At 65.5% G+C, this 17,305-nt stretch carries 15 protein-coding genes; 6 read left to right on the top strand and 9 right to left on the bottom strand.

What is annotated here, in order from left to right:
* The 5 genes from ACZO3G_RS12040 to ACZO3G_RS12060 form a co-directional block, all read right to left on the bottom strand.
* Nucleotides 1–811, bottom strand: an 811-nt coding sequence (locus tag ACZO3G_RS12040) for a YitT family protein (protein ID WP_486847256.1), incomplete at its 3' end; no start/stop codon positions are given.
* A gap of 121 nt (nt 812–932) precedes the next feature.
* Nucleotides 933–1,793 (bottom strand): hypothetical protein, encoded by an 861-nt coding sequence (locus ACZO3G_RS12045; protein WP_276870669.1) that lies wholly within the window; start codon nt 1,791–1,793, stop codon nt 933–935.
* A 152-nt stretch (nt 1,794–1,945) separates the two neighbouring features.
* Nucleotides 1,946–4,264, bottom strand: coding sequence for a M56 family metallopeptidase (locus ACZO3G_RS12050; RefSeq protein WP_276870667.1), 2,319 nt, complete (start codon nt 4,262–4,264; stop codon nt 1,946–1,948).
* Between the two features lie 26 nt (nt 4,265–4,290).
* The gene (locus ACZO3G_RS12055; protein WP_276870663.1) at nt 4,291–5,841 is read right to left on the bottom strand and encodes a hypothetical protein; all 1,551 of its coding nucleotides are present in this window, start codon (nt 5,839–5,841) and stop codon (nt 4,291–4,293) included.
* Complete coding sequence (locus ACZO3G_RS12060) at nt 5,838–6,209, bottom strand: BlaI/MecI/CopY family transcriptional regulator (RefSeq protein ID WP_101551582.1); 372 nt, start codon at nt 6,207–6,209, stop codon at nt 5,838–5,840. The genes ACZO3G_RS12055 and ACZO3G_RS12060 overlap by 4 nt, the downstream gene beginning before the upstream one ends.
* Before the next feature lie 173 nt (nt 6,210–6,382).
* Here ACZO3G_RS12060 and ACZO3G_RS12065 point away from each other — a divergent pair, with 173 nt between their 5' ends.
* Genes ACZO3G_RS12065 through ACZO3G_RS12075 form a run of 3 tightly spaced genes read left to right on the top strand, consistent with a single transcriptional unit; the run spans nt 6,383 to nt 9,585 of the window.
* A complete protein-coding gene (locus ACZO3G_RS12065) occupies nt 6,383–7,213 on the top strand; it encodes a purine-nucleoside phosphorylase (protein WP_276870660.1) in 831 nt (276 codons plus the stop codon).
* A 24-nt stretch (nt 7,214–7,237) separates the two neighbouring features.
* The gene (gene mtnA / locus ACZO3G_RS12070) at nt 7,238–8,329 is read left to right on the top strand and encodes an S-methyl-5-thioribose-1-phosphate isomerase (protein WP_276870658.1); all 1,092 of its coding nucleotides are present in this window, start codon (nt 7,238–7,240) and stop codon (nt 8,327–8,329) included.
* Nucleotides 8,326–9,585, top strand: a complete 1,260-nt coding sequence (locus tag ACZO3G_RS12075) for an amidohydrolase (protein ID WP_276870656.1) — start codon at nt 8,326–8,328, stop codon at nt 9,583–9,585. The genes mtnA and ACZO3G_RS12075 overlap by 4 nt, the downstream gene beginning before the upstream one ends.
* Before the next feature lie 66 nt (nt 9,586–9,651).
* Here the strand turns inward: ACZO3G_RS12075 and ACZO3G_RS12080 are convergent, their stop codons facing one another.
* Nucleotides 9,652–10,893, bottom strand: coding sequence for an amidohydrolase family protein (locus ACZO3G_RS12080; RefSeq protein ID WP_276870653.1), 1,242 nt, complete (start codon nt 10,891–10,893; stop codon nt 9,652–9,654).
* Nucleotides 10,894–11,152: 259 nt separating this feature from the next.
* On the opposite strand from ACZO3G_RS12080, the gene ACZO3G_RS12085 reads away from it, so the two are divergent.
* The 3 genes from ACZO3G_RS12085 to ACZO3G_RS12095 are packed head-to-tail and all read left to right on the top strand — an operon-like array spanning nt 11,153 to nt 13,626.
* Nucleotides 11,153–12,082, top strand: coding sequence for a nitrilase-related carbon-nitrogen hydrolase (locus ACZO3G_RS12085; protein ID WP_101551594.1), 930 nt, complete (start codon nt 11,153–11,155; stop codon nt 12,080–12,082).
* The gene (locus ACZO3G_RS12090; protein ID WP_276870650.1) at nt 12,079–12,309 is read left to right on the top strand and encodes a DUF5789 family protein; all 231 of its coding nucleotides are present in this window, start codon (nt 12,079–12,081) and stop codon (nt 12,307–12,309) included. The genes ACZO3G_RS12085 and ACZO3G_RS12090 overlap by 4 nt, the downstream gene beginning before the upstream one ends.
* A gap of 21 nt (nt 12,310–12,330) precedes the next feature.
* Entirely contained in the window at nt 12,331–13,626 is a 1,296-nt protein-coding gene (locus tag ACZO3G_RS12095; RefSeq protein ID WP_101551598.1) for a uracil-xanthine permease family protein, read from the top strand.
* A gap of 79 nt (nt 13,627–13,705) precedes the next feature.
* Here the strand turns inward: ACZO3G_RS12095 and ACZO3G_RS12100 are convergent, their stop codons facing one another.
* The 3 genes from ACZO3G_RS12100 to ACZO3G_RS12110 form a co-directional block, all read right to left on the bottom strand.
* A complete protein-coding gene (locus ACZO3G_RS12100; protein WP_277138489.1) occupies nt 13,706–14,830 on the bottom strand; it encodes a 4Fe-4S dicluster domain-containing protein in 1,125 nt (374 codons plus the stop codon).
* A 13-nt stretch (nt 14,831–14,843) separates the two neighbouring features.
* Nucleotides 14,844–15,866 carry a LacI family DNA-binding transcriptional regulator gene (locus tag ACZO3G_RS12105; protein WP_172439244.1) on the bottom strand — a complete coding sequence of 341 codons (1,023 nt, stop codon included), beginning with the start codon at nt 15,864–15,866 and terminating at the stop codon, nt 14,844–14,846.
* A 95-nt stretch (nt 15,867–15,961) separates the two neighbouring features.
* A partial coding sequence (locus ACZO3G_RS12110; protein WP_486847260.1) for an alpha-2-macroglobulin family protein occupies nt 15,962–17,305 on the bottom strand: 1,344 nt, incomplete at its 5' end.

Below are 17,305 nucleotides of genomic sequence, written 5' to 3' on the forward strand. Positions count from 1 at the left end.
ACGCGTTCGGGTCGATCGACCGCACGATGTCGCCCACCTTGCACACCTCATAGCGGCGCACCGCGCAGAGGAGCAGCTCCCCCTCCCGGCCGCTGTAGCCGCCCCGCGACTTGAGGAAGGTAACCCCGCGGTCGAGGTCGCCGAGGATCTGGCGCGCGATCTCCCCGTTTCTGTCCGAAATGATGTAGAGCATCTTTCCCGTGCCCACGTCGGTGCCGTAGAGCACCGTGTCGATCAGCTTGGTCGCGACGAAGATGACGATCAGCGCGTACATCGCGCTCTCAAGGCTGCGGTAGACGATCCCCGACAGGGCGACGATGAGGATGTCGATGCACATCATGAGCTTCGCCATCGAGATGTGGCGGAAATGCCGGCCGAGCAGGCGCGCAATCAGGTCGGTGCCGCCCGTCGTGCCGCCGCGCATGAAGATGAGCGAGAGCGCGAAGCCCTCCGCCACCCCGCCGAACACCGCCGCGAGGATTTCGTTGCCGAGATAGGGCCGGATCACAAGGCTCATCAGGTCGATGGCCGCCGAGGACAGCAGCGTCGCCGCGACCGTCTTGACCACGAGCTTGTAGCCCACCGACGATACCGCCCACACGAACAGCGGGATGTTCATCAGGAAGATTACCGTGCCGATCGGCGTGCCGAACAGGTAGTTGACCAGGGTCGAAAGGCCCGTCAGCCCGCCCGGCGCGATATGGTTGGGCGCGGTAAACATATTGACCGACACCCCGTAAAGCAGGCTGCCCGCCAAAAAAAAGGCCAGATCGGTCAACCGTTCCCCCCAGGCGCTCTTCGCCCTCCACATGGCGCTTCCCCCTTTCATCCGTACCGTATTATTCTACCCGGATTTTTGGGAAATGTGAAGTTCCGCCTGATAATGCGCAAAAGCCCCGCCGGACGGCGGGGCTTTTCGCCCGGAAAAACGGTCAGTTCGAAAGCAGCGCGGCGAGCGTGTCGGTCAGCTCCTTCAGGAGCGCCGCGTCGTTGGCGGTGTAGCAGAGGTCGTAGCCGATGCTGTCCACCGAAATCCAGATTTCGCCCTTCCCGTCGGTAAGGCTGTTCGGAATCTGGAGCGCGTAATAGTCCTTTTTGCCGTCCTCAAAGCTCATGGAAATCTGGTAGGCGCCGTCCGTCCGCGCCTTTTCCATCTCGTCCCCATTGAACCGCCGGACGGTGCCGACCTTGACGTTTTTCAGCTTGGCGCAGAGGTCCAGGATCTTGTCGCGCTGCGCCTGGGACGCAGCGGAATCGTAGGAGGCGCTCCTTTCTATGACCACGTCGCCGTCCCATGCGGCTCCCGAAAGTTCCGCCTTCGTGACGCGGTAGGGGTTCATGTAGCCGAGCCACTCGATGTTCGCCGGGTATGTCTGCTGGCAGCGGGACATTGCGGCATAGAGGCCGTCAAGCTGTCTGCCGTTCGCCTGCCAGCCGCCGTCCGACTGGAGGACGCCGTCCTCATAGCACCAGTAGTTGCAGCGGTCGCCGTTCGTCATCAGCACGGTCAGCAGCCGCAGACCGTCCTCCTCGCCGCGCTCCTTTCTCATGGGCGCGACGGTAAGCGCGTTCAGCGCGCTGATGATCGCGGCGCGGTCGTTCTGGTTCGTGACGGCGTAGCTGACGTGCAGCTCGCGGTTGATGACCTGGATGTCCTGCACCTGTTCGATGTCATGGTTGAAACTCGTGTCCTTCACCGCGCCCGTGTCGGCGGCGACGGGGACGGCGAGGGCGGAGACGAGCAGCACGGCCGCGAGCAGGGATGCGAGGGTGGATTTGAGATGCTTTAACATGGTGACGCCTTCTTTCTTAAATGTAAAAATATTCCTTATTTTATATAATTTACCATTCAGAAGGGCAAAAACGGTTCCTCCGTCGTGATAACGAGCCGGGTGGAGCTCCCCGCGCGGGCGGCGGGAACGCCGCCCGTGGGGAAGGTGTGCGCTTACGCCGCGGCGTATTTTGTAAGCGCGTCGGCCAGCGCATCCAGCGTCCCGTCGCCGGTGGTCTCATAGGCGAGATGGTAACCCGGGATGCTGCTGACGAGGATTTCGATCGACCCGTCGAGGTAGACGGTGACCGTGTATTCCACGACGCCGTCCTCGAAGTTCAGAACGGTCTGGAAGAGCGGGGTGGAGTCGTGAGCCGCTCCGGGCGCGAGCGTCTCGGTGGAGGAGGGCTTGACCGTCACCGCCTTGAGCAGCGCGGCGACCTCCATGATCGCCTCCCGCTGCTGCTCCGAGGTCAGCGCGCGGTACTGCCCGTGCGTGCCTTCCGAGAGGTCGTCGACCGCCATCCCGGTGATGCGGTAGGGGTTCATATAGCCGAGCCACTCGGCGGTGGCGCGGTTTTGACCGTAGGTCTCCTTCTCGATCTCGTAGAAGCTGTCGTAGAGGTCCCGCAGCCGGGAGGCGTCGGCAAGCGGCGTCTCCCCCTCCATCAGCAGGTTGCTGTGGCACCAGAAGTCGTATTTCGTCCCGTCGAGCAGCCGGACCTGCAGAAGGCGCAGGCCCGCCTCGTCTGGCGTGACCGAAAGGTCCTCCTGCGGGGTCAGGGAGTTGAGCCGCGCGAGCACCGCGCCGCACCGTTCGCCCGTCACCGGACAGCAGGTGCGGCTCTCCCGGTCGATGAGGTTCACCTCCATGACCTCGTCGTAGGGGATGCGCAGGCAGGGCGGGTTCCCCTCGATGAGGGGCGGAAGGTCCGCCGCGCGGGAGGCCGCTTCCTGCGCGGAAGGCGCGGCGGGGGAAGAAACCTGCGGCGCGGAGGATTCGGCGGGGGTCTGCGTGAGTTCCCGCGCCGGGGCGGGCGCGCTCTCCGCCGGGGCGAGCAGGCCGAGCGCATAGGCGCGCAGCGCGGACACGTCCGCCTTGTAGACGTAGACGGTGCTCTTGTCCGCGAGCTTGGGCGCCGTGCCGCTCAGGCGGACGCTATCCGCCCGCAGGGAAACAGCGACCTGCTTTCCGTCCTTGCGTGTGATCACGATCTCCACCGGCTCCGACTCCCGGTCGGTGCTCTCCCAGCCGAGGGTGAGCTCCTGGAGTCCCCCGATCACCTCGCCGTAGCCGTCGGGCGGGATCTCCGCCTCGGGGGAGTCGCCGAACTCCCCGTAACGGACCCGCATTTCGGCCACGTCCTTCTCCCGCAGCGAGCCGAGCACGCTGTAGGTGAGCTTCATGTCCGCGGCCACGTCCTCCGGCACCTCCGCGCCGGGAAGGTCCGCGGCAGAACCGGACGGCGCGGCCTGCGCGGGGGAAATCTGCGGGTTGGTGAGGAAAACAACCGCGAGACCCGCGACGACCGCCGCCGCGATGATCGTTAGAATGACCGTGTTTTTCCTGACGTGCATGATCGATTTGACCCTTTCCTTGAGTGCGCACTCCCCGAAGGCGAGGAATCCTCCCGCGAAGGCGCTGCGGCTTCGTTCCGCCATGTTCACGAGGCTGTAGGCGTAGGCTTTCCGGTCGGTTTCCGGCCGCCGCACGACCGCCTCGTCGCAGGACGCCTCCATGTCGGTGACGTACCAGCGGTAGAAGAGCCAGACGAACGGATTAAACCAGTGGAGGTAGAGCGCGAGGGTGGCCAGCGCCTTCCAGAGGTTGTCGTGCCGGCGGATATGGGTGAGCTCGTGGGTGACGACGTGCGCCACGTCCTCCTCCTCGACGAGGCCCGAGAGCACCAGCCGGGGCCGGACGAGCCCGCAGACGACCGGGCTTGGAAAGAGGTCGCTCACATAGAGCCGCACCCGGTCCGGCCGCACCCCCACTCGGTTAAAAATCTCGTCGATCGCGGGGGTGTGCGGGAGCCGGCGCGCGCGCCGCAGGCGGTGCATCGTATAGAGGTAGCAGAAGAGGCTGTAGAGGAGCAGGAGCGCCGCGCCGCAAAGCCAGATAGACGACAGGATCGCGGTCAGCGGGACCTTCGCCGGGGCGACCACCGGGTGTTCGGCGGGGGCGTCCGACCCCGTCCCCCGCGGGGTCTGCAAGGTCGGGAAGTCGACCGCCGCGCCGGGGTCCTCCACAAACCGGAGGGCGGCGCGCCGTCCCGTCTCGACGGTGCGCGCGGCGGGGATGGCGTTGAAGGCGCTCACCGGCGACGGCACCGAAAAGGGAACCAGCAGCCGCACGAGCACGAGCCCCCACAGCAGGCAGAAGGTCCAGCGGGGCAGCCTCCCCTTGAGGAGCGCCCGCAGCAGCAGCACCGCCGCGCCGAGCACCGACGCCGCCAGCGACATATTCACCAGGCGCAAAAACAGGTCTTCCATAGCTTCCTCCCGCCGCTGCGTATTTTTCAGGCGCGGCTGCCGCCCCACTCCACCACGGTAAAGCCCCGGCGGACAAAGCCGCCCTCAAGCTCCTGCGCCCGGATGGGACGCGGCGCGTCCAGCCCCCGGTAGACCATGTGCACCCGCAGCAGGCTGTCGGGCGCGGGAGAGATCTCCATCGGGGCGAGCCGCTCGTACTGTTCTGTGGAAAAAGTGATGAGATTGCAGGCGTTTTGCTGCATCTCGGGCAGCCAGTAGTCGAGAAATTCCGCCGTTTCACCGGCGTTCAGGCCCAGAAGGGCGAGCTTTTCGCGCAGAAACCGTTCGGTGTCCGCGCCAGCCACGCAAAATCCCTCGGAAAAGTCCCAGCCGACCGGCGTGTTCCCCTCCCAGAAGAGGTAGGGGTAACTCCTCCCGTCCGCCCTGTCCACGAGGGCGCCGCCCGGATGGGCGGTGACCTCCCAGCCGTCCCGGTAGGCGGGGATCGTCTCGCTGAAGCTCCCGCGGTAATCGACCCTCACCGACACGTCCGTCGGCCGCTCGGGATAGAGGTAGACGACCGGCTTGCCGGTCAGCGGGAGCATCTTTCCCGCCGCGATGTCGTCCAGCTCCCGCAGCGTCGTGTCCTCGTGCTTGAGCGGGTAGCGCAGCGCGTGGTCCATGTCGCTCGCCGCGACCAGCAGGGCGGTTTCGTTCACCTCGACGCGGTAACGGATGCCGGTGGCAAAGTCGATGTCGATCCGCGCGGCCCCCACGAGACGGCTCTCCCTGCCGACCCGTTCGGCGCTGCCCGGCCTGACCGAGATGTCCAGCCCCGAAAGCGCCCAGTCGAACCGTTCGTCGTCAGGCAGGTAGACGGTATCGCTTTCGCCGTCCGACGAGCGGAAGGCGATTCCCGTCACGCGGGATTTCCGGATGACCCTGAGCCAGCTCGGGAACCAGAGTCCCTCGCCCATGCGAACCCGCTCGAGCCCGATGAGCTCGGCGTAGGCCTTCGGGTCGACGCGGTAGCGGACCGGTTCCCCCGCGTCGGCGGCTGGGAGCGATTTCGCGACCTCCAGCCCCTCGGTATAGAAGGTGTAGGTATATTTCGTGTCGTCCTCCAGTTCGAGGATCAGAACGTCGAAGTCGGAGAGGCGCTCCCCGATCTCATCGGCGGGCTCCGGTTCGAGCTTTTGGAGGTGGAAGGGCGTCTCCCAGCTGCTCCCCACGGCCACCTGGTCGGAATAACGGTAGACCGAGCCACCGTTCACCCGCACGCCGCCGCACAGGAACACCCCGGAATCGGGGCCGGCGGTGAAGTTGAAGCCGTCCGGAAGCGCGGCGGCGGGAGCGGCGGGCGGGGTCGAGACCGCCTCGGCGGAGGGAACGCTCCCGGCGGGCGGCGCCTCTTCCGGGGCGCTCTCCGGCGCGGGCGGCACGGGTTCCGGTTCCGGCGCGGGCGGCGCGGCTTCCGGTTCGCCCGGCAGCTCCATGGAGGAGACGGGCGGCGCCGGTTCCCGGGCGGGCTCCCCGCCGCAGGCGGCGAGGGAACCCGCCAACGCGGCCGCCAGCAGGGCGGCAAGCAGGCGTTTCATCGTTCCTCCCCCTCGTCGATCAGGCGCCTGATCTTCGCAAGCTCGTCGTCCGAGAGCTCCTCGTTCTCCACGAAGGCGGAGAGGAAGTTTGCCGGCGAGCCGCCGAACAGCCGGTCGATCAGCCCGCGCGTCTCCGCGCGCTGGACCTCGCCGCGCTTTAAAAGGGGAACGCAGACGAAGTTCGGCTCCTCCCGCCTGAGGTAGTCCTTCTCGATCAGGGCTTTGAGGATCGTGTAGGTGGTGTTCTTGTTCCAGCCGTAGCGCGCGGCGGCCTCGAGCGCGACCTCCTTGGCGGGGAGCTGCCCCTTCTCCCACAGGACGTTCATGATCCGCGTCTCGGAATTGTTGAGTTTGATCTGGTCGTTCATGCCGTTCCTCCGTCAGACGATGTTTATAGTCTGTTCTATGGTTATAGTATAGCACCTTCCCGGCGCTTGTCAAGACTATATTTATAGTCTTATGCAAATTCTTTCTTTTTCTTTGGAAATACGGCGGGATATGCTATACTGTAGATACCTATTTTGAAACAGGAGGGACCGCTATGCATCCATATGAAAAACTGCTTCGCTGCTACGACTGCTTCCGGGAAAAGATCGATTTTCAGCCGCTCATCGGCATGACCCTCGGCTCGGGGCTCGGCGACTACGCCGACGGCATCGACATCGCCGCCACCCTCGACTACCGCGACATCGAGGGCTTTCCCGTCTCCACCGCCCAGGGCCACCGGGGCCGGTTCGTCTTCGGCTATGTGGAAGGGGTCCCCGTCGTCATGCAGGGACGCATCCACTACTATGAGGGCTACGACATCACCGACGTGGTGCTCCCCACCCGCCTGATGGGGCTCATGGGGGTGAAGGCGCTCTTCCTCACCAACGCCTCGGGCGGGCTCAACCCCGACTACGGCCCGGGTGAATTCATGCTCATCTCCGACCACATCGCCGACTTCGTCCCCTCCCCCCTCATCGGGCCGAACATCGACGAGCTCGGCACCCGCTTCCCCGACATGACCGACCTCTACAGCGCCCGCCTGCGAAAGGTCGTCCGCGGCGCCGCGAAGGAGCTGGCGATCCCGCTGCGCGAGGGGGTCTACGTCCAGCTCACCGGTCCCAACTTCGAGACGCCGGCCGAGGTGCGCATGTGTCGCATCCTCGGCGGCGACGCCGTCGGCATGAGCACCGCTGTCGAGGCGGTGGCCGCCCGCCACATGGGGATCGAAACCTGCGGCATCTCGCTCGTCACCAACCCCGGTGCGGGCCTCTCCCCCCAGCCCCTCTCCCACATCGAGGTGCAGGAGGCCGCCGACCGCGCGGCCCCGCTCTTTAAACAGCTTGTCACCGCGTCGGTCAGGGGGATCGCCGGGGTGATCGGCTGAACCCGGATGAAAGGCAGGTGCGCGATGGACAGGCCGGTTCAATCGATCGATAACGTGCGGCTGACGGACGCGGAGGACGCGGTCGTCATCCTCGACCAGTCGCTGCTGCCGGGCAGGACGGAATACCGCGTCCTTTCCGACGCCGAAAGCCTCCGCGAGGCGATTTTTTCCCTGCGGGTGCGGGGCGCGCCCGCCATCGGCATCTGTGCGGGCTACGGCATGTACCTGCTCGCGCGGCGGATTAAAACGGAGAGCGTCCCGGAATTTCTCGCAAAGCTCCGGGCCTGTAAGGACTACCTCGACGCGGCCCGTCCCACGGCGGTCAACCTGAGCTGGGCGACCGCGCGGATGGTCCGCCGCGCCGGGGAGAACGCCGAAAAGCCGGTCCCGGAGATCGTCCGGCTCCTCGGGGAGGAGTGCCGCCGCATTCAGGCGGAGGACGCGGAGATGTGCCGCGCGATCTCGGAGCACGGCCTCACGCTCCTCCGCGACGGCGACGGGGTGCTCACCCACTGCAACGCCGGGCCGCTCGCGACCTCCCGCTACGGGACGGCGCTCGGGCCGCTGCTGCTCGGGACGGAGCGCGGGATGCGCTTTCGCGTCTTCGCCGACGAGACCCGCCCGCTGCTTCAGGGCGCGCGGCTCACCACCTATGAGCTCTCCCGCGCGGGGGTCGACGTGACCCTCATCTGCGACAATATGGCGAGCATCGTCATGAAAAACGGCTGGGTGAACGCCTGCTTCGTCGGGTGCGACCGGGTGGCCGCCAACGGCGACGCCGCCAACAAGATCGGTACGAGCGGGGTGGCCATCCTCGCCCGGCACTATGGGATCCCCTTTTATGTGCTCGGGCCGACCTCAACGATCGACCGCTCCTGCAAGACGGGCGCGGAGATCGAAATCGAGCTGCGCGACCCGGAGGAGATCCGCTCGAAATTTTACCGCGAGCCGATGGCGCCCGAAGGCGTCAGGTGCTACAACCCCGCCTTCGACGTGACCGACCACAGCCTCATCACCGGCATCGTGACCGAGCGCGGCGTCTGCCGCCCGCCCTATACCGAAAGCCTCGCCGCGCTTTTTTCCGGCGGGGACGACCACGAGGAGGGACCCGTATGAACATCCGATTCTATAACGCGCGCATCCTCACGATGGAGGAGGGCGCGGGCGTCACCGAGGGGGAGCTCTGGGTGAAGGGGAACCGCATCGCCCCCGCCGGCCCGCCGGACGGCACCGTCTGGGACCGGGAAATCGACGCGCGGGGCAACCTGCTCCTGCCCGGCTTCAAAAACGCGCACACCCATTCGGGGATGACCTTCCTGCGCTCCTACGCGGACGACCAGCCGCTCCACGACTGGCTCCAGGAGTGCTTCCCGATGGAGGCGAAGCTCCGGCCGGGCGACGTCTACGACCTGACGCGGCTGGCGATCATGGAATACCTGACGAGCGGCGTCACCGCCAACTTCGACATGTACATGTTCCCCGACGAGATCGCGAAGGCCGCCGCCGACTGCGGCTTCCGCACCGTGCTCTGTGGCTGCGTCAACAACTTCACCTACGACCTGCCCTTCATGGAGAAATGCTGGGACGAGTACAACCGCTATGACGAGCTCGTCTCCTTTATCCTCGGCTTCCACGCCGAGTACACCTGCTCCCGGGAGCTGCTCGAGGGGATGGCGGCGCTCGCCCACAAGTATGAAGCCCCCGTCTTCACCCACAATTCCGAAACCCGCCTCGAGGTGGACGGCTGCCTCGAGCGGTGGGGCATGACCCCGACCGCCTTCCTCGACAGCCTCGGAATGTTCGACTACGGCGGCGGCGGATACCACGGCGTCTACTTAAACGACGCCGACCTCGAAATCTTCCGCCGCCGGGGGCTGTGGATGGTGACCAACCCCGGCTCCAACGTCAAGCTCGCCAGCGGCATCGCCCCTCTCCAAAAGATGCTGGACGCGGGCGTCAATCTCGCGCTCGGCACCGACGGCCCGGCCAGCAACAACTGCCTCGACTTCTTCCGCGAGATGTTCCTCGCCACCGGGCTGCAAAAGCTCCGGGAGAACGACGCGTCCGCCATGCCCGCCGACCGCGTGCTCGAGATGGCGACGGTGGGCGGCGCGCGGGCGATGGGCCTTTCGGACTGCGACACCCTCGCGCCCGGGAAATGCGCCGACCTCGTCATGCTCGACCTGCACCAGCCCAACATGCAGCCGCTCAACAACATTGCCAAAAACGTCGTCTACAGCGGCAGCAAGCAGAACGTGAAGCTCACGATGGTGAACGGCCGCATCCTCTACGAGGACGGGCAGTTCCACATCGGCGCGGACCCGGAGGAGGTCTACCGCCGGTGCAACGAAATCATCGACGCGAAACGCTGAACCCCGATGAACCGCAAAAAAGCCCCGGAAAGGCTGACTGCCTTTCCGGGGCCCTTTTTATGTAGTTCAGCCGAGGTTCAGCCTGGTGTCGACCGTCGTCTCCGCCAGGACGCGGCCGTCGCGGATGACGGTCCGGCGCGGCGGGCAGAGGCGGATGGCGTCGCGCGCGTCGCGCGCGTCGATGATGAGCAGGTTGGCGCGGCAGCCGGGCTCGAGGCCGTAGCCGGGGATCTTGAGGATCTTGTTCGCGTCGCCGGTCACCATGTCGTAGAGCTTCTCGATCTCGCCGGGCAGGCTCATCTGCGCGGCGTGCGCCACGACGTTGGCCACCTGGAGCATGTCGGCGCTGCCGTAGGGGTAGAAGGTGTCCTTGACGCAGTCCTGGCCGAAGGAGACGTTCACGCCCGCTGCGAGTAGCTCCTTGACGCGGGTGATGCCGCGGCGGATCGGCTGCTTGTCGAGGCGGCCCTGGAGCATCAGGTTGGTGACCGGGTTGGTGATCACGTTGATGCCTGCGCGCTTCACCTTCTCGATGACATAGCCCGCGTAGTGGTCGTCGTAGGCGGCCAGCGCGCAGGTGTGGCCCGCCGTGACGGTGCCCGGCGCGAAGCCGCGCGCGATCGCCTCGTCGGCGATCATCTCGAGCGTGCGGTAGAAGGGATCGTCCGTCTCGTCGACGTGCATGTCGATCTCGGCGCCGTATTTCTCCGCGATGTCGAAGCAGAGCTTGACATGCGCGCGGCTGTCGTCGGGCGAATTCTCGTTGGCGGGCATGCCGCCCACGATGTCGGCGCCCGCCTCCATCGCCTCCCACATCAGCTTGTCGCAGCCGGGGTCCTTGACGATGCCCTCCTGCGGGAAGGCGACGATCTGGATGTCGATGACGTCCTGATACTTCTCCCGCAGTGCCACGACGCCCTCGAGGGGACGCAGGCCGCCGATCGTGTCCACGTCGACATGGGTGCGGATCGCGAGGGTGCCGTTTTTGATCGCCTTAAGCACCACGTCCTCCGAACGGGTGACGATGTCCTCGACGGTGTAGACGCGCTTCTGGTCCCAGAGGATCTCGATCGCTTCCTTGAGGGTCCCGCTCACGTTGGGGCGCACCACGTCGAAGACGTTCACCTTGTCGAGGTGGATGTGCGGATCGATGAGCGACGGCGTCACGAGGCATCCGGCCGCGTCGATCGTCCGGTCGGCGGCGGCGTCAATGCGCCCGCCGACGCGGCTGATCTTCCCTTCTTCGATCAGGATGTCGGCAGGCTCTTTCCGCCCGCGCAGGATGGCGTTTTGAATCAGCAGCTTCATTAAATCTCTCCCGCTTTCATAAAAAATTCTACACAGTTTGCTTGACAAGGCTCATGAAACATGATACATTGTTGTTACAAAAAATATATCATGTTCCACTTCGTTTGTCTAGTGTCTGCACAATTTTTTGTCAGAATTGACTATAAATTGGGAGGGCAAAATGGAAGATTATTCCTATTTGGCATCCTTTCATGTTACATAGTTTCACGACCACTGCTTTGCGGCGGCGAGATATCAAACCATAAAGGAGGAGGAGCAAATGATCATTGGAAGCAGCCATGGTGTCGGCGGCAAGGTGGAGACCGAGGTCCTGAGCGTTGTGTGTGCGCAGATGGAACCGATTCACGCCGACTGCATGGAGGAAGTCAACCAGAACATCGACACCGTCATCCAGTTCATGGAGACGGGCGCGCGCGGATTTCCGGGTTACGACCTGTTCGTAACGCCCGAGTTCGCCGTGCAGGGGATGCATCCGACCAAGCGCCTGAACGTGGTGCTCACGCTCGACTCGCCCGAGGTCGGGCGTCTCAAGGAGGCGTGCGCGCGCCTGCGCGTGTGGGGCATCTTCAGCGTCATCCTGAAGCTCGACGGGCACGACAGCCCGGGCAACTGCGCGATCATGATCAACGACCAGGGCGAGGTCGTGCACCGCTACGTCAAGATGAACCCGTGGATCCCCACCGAACGGCACTATCCCGGCTGGGAGTGCCCCGTCACGCCCGGACCCAAGGGCTCGAAGATCGCGACCATCGTCTGCGCGGACGGCGACTATCCCGAGATCTGGCGCGAGGCGGCCTACAACGGCGCGAACATCATCGTGCGCCCCACCCACTACATGAGCCCCTGGGAGAACGGCTGGGACATCACCAACAAGATGGGCGCCTACTGCAACCAGTGCTATGTGGTGGCCGTCAACTGCGTGGGCGTCGAGGCGGCCTGCTCCGCGTTCGGCAAGAGCATGATCGTCGCGCCCGACGGCAACGTCATCACCCAGGCGCCGGCGGGCGTCCCCTACCTGGTCAAGGCAGACCTCTATCCGGGTCTGGTGGATAAGCTGCACGAGAGCAGCGTCACCAATACCTTCCTCTATTCCTTCCGTCACCGGGGCGCCTCCTGCCGCGACCTGGGCGGAAAGGGCGAACAGCGCAACCAGTACAACGCCTACGATTTCGGAGGTGAAGGAAAATGAGTTACATGCGTGAAATCCCCTACCTGCTCACCGGGCACTACGTGGCGATCGCCATGCGCCCCATCACCTTCCCCGCGTCCAAGGCGGAGATCATCGAAAAGGTGGGCGGCGAGCCCATCCGCACCTCCCCCGACGGCTACACCCCCTTCCGGGAGCTGCTGGCGAAGGTGCCCCTCGACGAATTTTCCTGCGCCGCGGAATTTTACTGCGCGTTCAACGCGAGCTGATGAAAGAAGGAGGCAGTATCCATGAGTGACAACGTCAACACCTCGGCCGCCACCCAGGAGCCGGTTTTCGTCTCCCCGAGCGACCTTTCGGTAAACTTCACCAAAAAGCAGATGGTGTTCCTCGGCCTGCAAAACACCGTGGCCATGAGCGGCGTCATCATCGTCCCCATCCTCTGCGGACTCAACGTGTCGGTCACCCTCTTCTGCGCGGGCATCGGCACACTGATCTACCAGTTCGTCGACAAGGGCATCGTCCCGGCCTTCCTGGGCGGTTCCTTTGCCTTTATCGCCCCGCTGACGGTCATCATCAGCGAAATGGGCGTCCCCTACGCGCAGGGCGGACTGATCTTCGTCATGTGCTTCTATTTCCTCTTCGCCCTGCTCTTAAAGCTGCTGGGCACCGAGCGGATCCATAAGGTCTTCCCGCCCGTCATCACCGGCCCGATCATCATGGTCCTCGGCCTCTGCCTCGCGAACGTCGGCGTCTCGTCGGCTTCCGAGCACTGGATCGTCGCGCTGCTGACCTTCGGCATCGCCATCGTGGTCAACATCTTCGGCAAGGGCCTCACCAAGATCCTCACCATCGTGCTCGCGCTGGTCGGCGGCTACCTCATCTCGATCCCCTTCGGCCTCGTCGATTTCTCCGGCGTGCTGGCCGCGCCCTGGTTCGGCGTCCCCAACTTCACCCTCCCGAAATTCGACGTGCGCGCGATCATCATGATCGCCCCGGCCGCCATCGTCCCCTGCATCGAGCATATCGGCGACGTCATCGCGGTCGGCACCACCGTCGGCAAGGACTTCACCAAAAACCCGGGCCTGCCCCGCTCCCTCTTCGCCTGCGGCTGCGCCACCTGCGTGTCCGCCTGCCTGGGCGGCCCGTCCCTCACCATCCACAGCGAGAACACCGGCGTGCTCGCCGTCACCCGCATCTACTCCCCCTTCGTCGTGCGCTGCGGCGCGGTGTGGATGGCGCTCTTCGCCTTCGTGCCCAAGTTTGAGGCGCTCTGCCGTTCGATCCCCAATCCGGTCATCGGCGGCGTGGGCATCCTGCTCTACGGCATGGTCACGAGCGTCGGCGTGCGCACCGTCGTGGAAAACCGCGTCGACTTCTCCAAGCCCAAGAACCTGATCGTCGCCAGCGCCATCCTCATCCTCGCGGTCGGCGGCGCGACCTTCACCTTCCCGGGCGGCATCAGCCTCGGCGGCATGGCCATCGCGGCCATCGCGGGCATCATCCTCAACCTCGTACTCCCCAACAAGAGCGCGGAGGAGCGTGCCGAGGAAGCCAAGGCAAAGGAAGCCGCGAAAGCGGAATAACCCGACCGACCCCTTTCCTGAAATAGAATGCGGCCCCGCCGGCGTCTGCCGGCGGGGCCGCATTGCTGTTACGGGATATTCAGGCCCGGGGGGCCTTTTTCAGCTTGAGGATGCCCCTGGGGCAGCGCTGGACGCACAGCCCGCAGCCGGTGCAGAGCGCCGGGTCGCATCGGACCCCGTCCTCCCCGAAGGTGAGCGCCTCGTACATGCAGCCGCGCACACACAGCCCGCAGTCGCGGTCGCCGCACGGCTCGGTCAGGCAGCTGACCGCTCGCATCCGCTCGATCTTCTCGTAGGGGGAGAGGGTCGGGAGCGCCGCGCCGATGATCTCGCCGTAGCTTTGGCAGCCGTGCGACTCCATCCAGCCCGCCAGACCCTTCACCGTCTCGGTGATCACGTCGTAGCCCTTGAGCATGATGACCGAGCCGAGCTGGGCGGTGGCCGCGCCGAGCATCATGAATTCGAGGATGTTCTCATAGGTTTCCACGCCGCCCACGCCGCAGATCTGGCAGTCGGTCATCTGGGAGAGGGTCGCGGTCGCCGCCAGCGAGACGGGACGGATGTGCTTGCCCGTGTAGCCGCCGTAGGTGGGCATCTTAGTCCGGCGGTTTTCAAGGTCGACGCCCGAGATCCCGCGCAGGCTTTCGATCGCGCTGATGGCCGACACCCCCGCGCGCTCGAGCGCGCGGATGTAGGCGGTCGAGGCGCTGATGTTGTGGGGCAGGCGCGCCATGACGGGGATCTTCACCGTGCCGGTCACGCATTTCGTCATTTCGTAGAGTTTTTCGGGACGCATGTTGATCTCCTCGAGCATCGCGTCCATCGGCGCGAAGAGGTCGAGCTGGAGCGCGTCCGCCCCCAGCCGCTCCGCGCGGCGCGCGATGTAGGCGAGCTCCGACGGGCTCGACCCGCGGATGCTGCAGATGAGGAAGCTCCCCTTCTTGTGGATGCGCTCGACCTGCTCCTCCCACTCCTCGAGGGGCCGGTGCCCGTAGAGGGAGATGTTGAGCAGCTCCTCGTTTTCATAGTAGACCCGCGGCCCGAACAGGGCGGATTCCTCCATGACGATCGTCTCGGTGATGACCGCCGCCGCGCCCGCGTCGATGCACTTCTGGATGCTGCGCGCGTCCCCGGCCCACGGCCCCGCGGCCACGATGACCGCGTTCTTGAGCGGCAGGCCCATAAAATCCAGCTTGTATTCCAACTTCCTCACCTCGCTATTCAAACAGCGTATTGATCGGTTTGCGGTTGCCGCACGAGTTCCGGACCTTCAGCTTGGGCAGCAGCACGATCTCCTGCGGCGTGCCGTCGAGCAGGCTTTCGTCGTCGATCAGATCAAAAAGCATGCGCGCCGCGACCATGCCGAGGCGGTGGGTCGGCTGCTCGACGGTGGTCAGCTCGGGGGTGACCACCCCCGCGACCGGCGAATCGGTGAAGCCCGTCACCGCAATCTGCCCGGGCACCCCGACCCCGTTCTCCTGCAGCGCCTTCATCAGCCCGAGCGCGAGCTCGTCGCTCGAAGCGAACACCGCGTCCGGCCGCTCCCCGGCGAGCACCTCCCGCGCGGCGTCGTAGCCCGCGCGGATCGAGCCGCCCTCGGCGTGCAGCACCCGGTCGCCGCCCGGCCCGGTCATCAGCTCCCGCCGCGCACGGCAGAGCCCCTCCCACATGCGCGCCTCAATGTTGGGCGAGCCCGCCTCGCAGAGGAGCAGGAACTTCTGGTGTCCCAGCTCGAGCAGGTGGCGCACCATCCGGTAGCCGCCCTCCTCGTAGTTGATGTAGCAGGCGTTATGCCGGGGCGCGGCCTCGCTCCGCCCCACCAGCACAAAGGGCACCCGCCTGCGCTGCAGGTCGGCGGCGTCCTCGGCGGAGAGGGTGTTCGTGTAGATGACGAGCCCCCGCATCCGCTGTTCGAGCGCGCCCGCGATCGCCTGCCGTTCCCGGTCGGGGCCGCCCTTGGTGCTGCAGAGGTAGACCGCGTGCTCCCGCCGCGCCGCGACGCTCTCGATGCCCGCCATCAGGCGGATGGCAAGGTAGTCCTCCGCGTCGGGCACCAAAAGCCCGACCGCCTTGGGCTGCGCGCCCCCGCCCGCGTGGGGCGCCGGGCTGTAGCCGACCTTGCGCATCACGGCGAGCACCTGCTCCCGCGTCTCGGGCAGCACGACCTCCGGCCGGTTGATGACGCGCGAGACCGTCGCGATCGAAACGTTCGCGAGCTTTGCGATCTCCCTGACATTCATGGCGCCACCTCCCGTCCTGTTTTTCCCCATTGTAACAAGTTTCATGCCGAAAAGCAAGGGGCCCGCAAACCGCGTTTGCGGGTCCCTTGCGCTTTTCAGCCGAGGGTGGAACGCTCGGTGTTGGCGTTCTCGCCCGAATCGGCGCAGATGACATAGGTGCGGTCGACGACCGCCTCGGCGTCGTAGGTCTTTTGGATGTAGTACTCGATGAGCACCCGCGAGGGGCTGCGCTCGTCGCGGTAGAACTCGAAATACATCTTCTGGTTCTCCTGCGTCCAGTTGACCCAGAACTGGTTGCTCTGCGGCTGCTTCGCCACCGTGTGCAGGCGCATGTTGGAGGGCACCCAGTCGCTGACGTTCCAGTAGCCGTAGGAGGCCGCGTCCTCAAAGTCAACGGTCAGCGTGACCTTGTATTTGCCGCCCTCCATCGGGAGGAAATCCTTCCGGACATGGACGGTGTCGGACTGCTCGATGCCGACCTCGGACGGTTCGCCGATGTAGTAGGCGGTCGCCCTGACCGTGTCGGGGACCCCGTGGAAGGCGAGGCCCTCCATGTCGCCGCGGTTGAGGGTGATCGTCGCGCGGCCGGTCGCGCCCAGGTCGACCGTGCGGGTCTCGCCGCCCGCGGTGCAGGTGAACTTCGCGGGGGCGGGCACCGGCCTGTCAAAGTTGGCGACGTAGATCATGCACTCCAGCACCGAGCCGATCCGCCAGCGGTCCCGCGCGAAATAGTAGGCGTAGGCGTCCGCGTCGGAAAGCCCCAGCTCGGAGGCGGTGATCCACGCGAGCGTGGTGCACCGGCGGTTCTCCGCGCTGCGCTGGTAGTCCTTGGGCAGGTTGGAAAACTCCAGCCACTTCTCCTGCCCGTGGGTACGCTGCCTGGGCGTGACGATCCCGTCATAGAGCTCCCGCGCCTCCTGCCGCTCCCCGGCGGCGGCGAGGCCCGCCATGTAGTAGAGCTGCTCCTCGAACGGGACGTTGCCCGCCGCGAGGATCTCACGGATCTTCGCGGTGTGGGACGGGTCGAGCACCGCCAGTCCCGCGTGGGCCGCCGCCCGCGCAACGGGGTCTGCGGAGGAATCCTCCGCGGCCGCGGCGAAGTAGACGCGCATCCGCGGCTTGCTGTACTCGTCCCCCGCCGCAAGCAGGATTTTAAAGGTGACCTCGGGGTCGCTCGGCCCGTTCACATACCAGCCGATGCCGCCGTCCGCGTTCTGGAAGCCCGCAACGTCGCCGTCGTCCGCGCGGATGTGCTGCGGCAGCTGCTCGGGCTCAAGGTGGGACGAGAGCGCCTGCTTGGCGACATAGCGCGACATGCGCTGGTCGACGCGGAAGCAGTAGTGGGTGAGCAGCGAGGAGACTCTCAGATAGTAGGGCTCGAACTCCTCGTCGTACATCGTGATGGTCACGGGGTAGCGCATCGCCTGGATGTCGATGGG

Source organism: Anaerotruncus sp., assembly GCF_057433415.1.

What these genes read in the sequence shown, in the direction of transcription:
- ACZO3G_RS12045 (WP_276870669.1), bottom strand. Translation starts at nt 1,793, where the DNA reads ATGTTAAAGCATCTCAAATCCACCCTCGCATCCCTGCTCGCGGCCGTG.
- ACZO3G_RS12050 (WP_276870667.1), bottom strand. Translation starts at nt 4,264, where the DNA reads ATGGAAGACCTGTTTTTGCGCCTGGTGAATATGTCGCTGGCGGCGTCG.
- ACZO3G_RS12055 (WP_276870663.1), bottom strand. Translation starts at nt 5,841, where the DNA reads ATGAAACGCCTGCTTGCCGCCCTGCTGGCGGCCGCGTTGGCGGGTTCC.
- ACZO3G_RS12060 (WP_101551582.1), bottom strand. Translation starts at nt 6,209, where the DNA reads ATGAACGACCAGATCAAACTCAACAATTCCGAGACGCGGATCATGAAC.
- ACZO3G_RS12065 (WP_276870660.1), top strand. Translation starts at nt 6,383, where the DNA reads ATGCATCCATATGAAAAACTGCTTCGCTGCTACGACTGCTTCCGGGAA.
- mtnA (WP_276870658.1), top strand. Translation starts at nt 7,238, where the DNA reads ATGGACAGGCCGGTTCAATCGATCGATAACGTGCGGCTGACGGACGCG.
- ACZO3G_RS12075 (WP_276870656.1), top strand. Translation starts at nt 8,326, where the DNA reads ATGAACATCCGATTCTATAACGCGCGCATCCTCACGATGGAGGAGGGC.
- ACZO3G_RS12080 (WP_276870653.1), bottom strand. Translation starts at nt 10,893, where the DNA reads ATGAAGCTGCTGATTCAAAACGCCATCCTGCGCGGGCGGAAAGAGCCT.
- ACZO3G_RS12085 (WP_101551594.1), top strand. Translation starts at nt 11,153, where the DNA reads ATGATCATTGGAAGCAGCCATGGTGTCGGCGGCAAGGTGGAGACCGAG.
- ACZO3G_RS12090 (WP_276870650.1), top strand. Translation starts at nt 12,079, where the DNA reads ATGAGTTACATGCGTGAAATCCCCTACCTGCTCACCGGGCACTACGTG.
- ACZO3G_RS12095 (WP_101551598.1), top strand. Translation starts at nt 12,331, where the DNA reads ATGAGTGACAACGTCAACACCTCGGCCGCCACCCAGGAGCCGGTTTTC.
- ACZO3G_RS12105 (WP_172439244.1), bottom strand. Translation starts at nt 15,866, where the DNA reads ATGAATGTCAGGGAGATCGCAAAGCTCGCGAACGTTTCGATCGCGACG.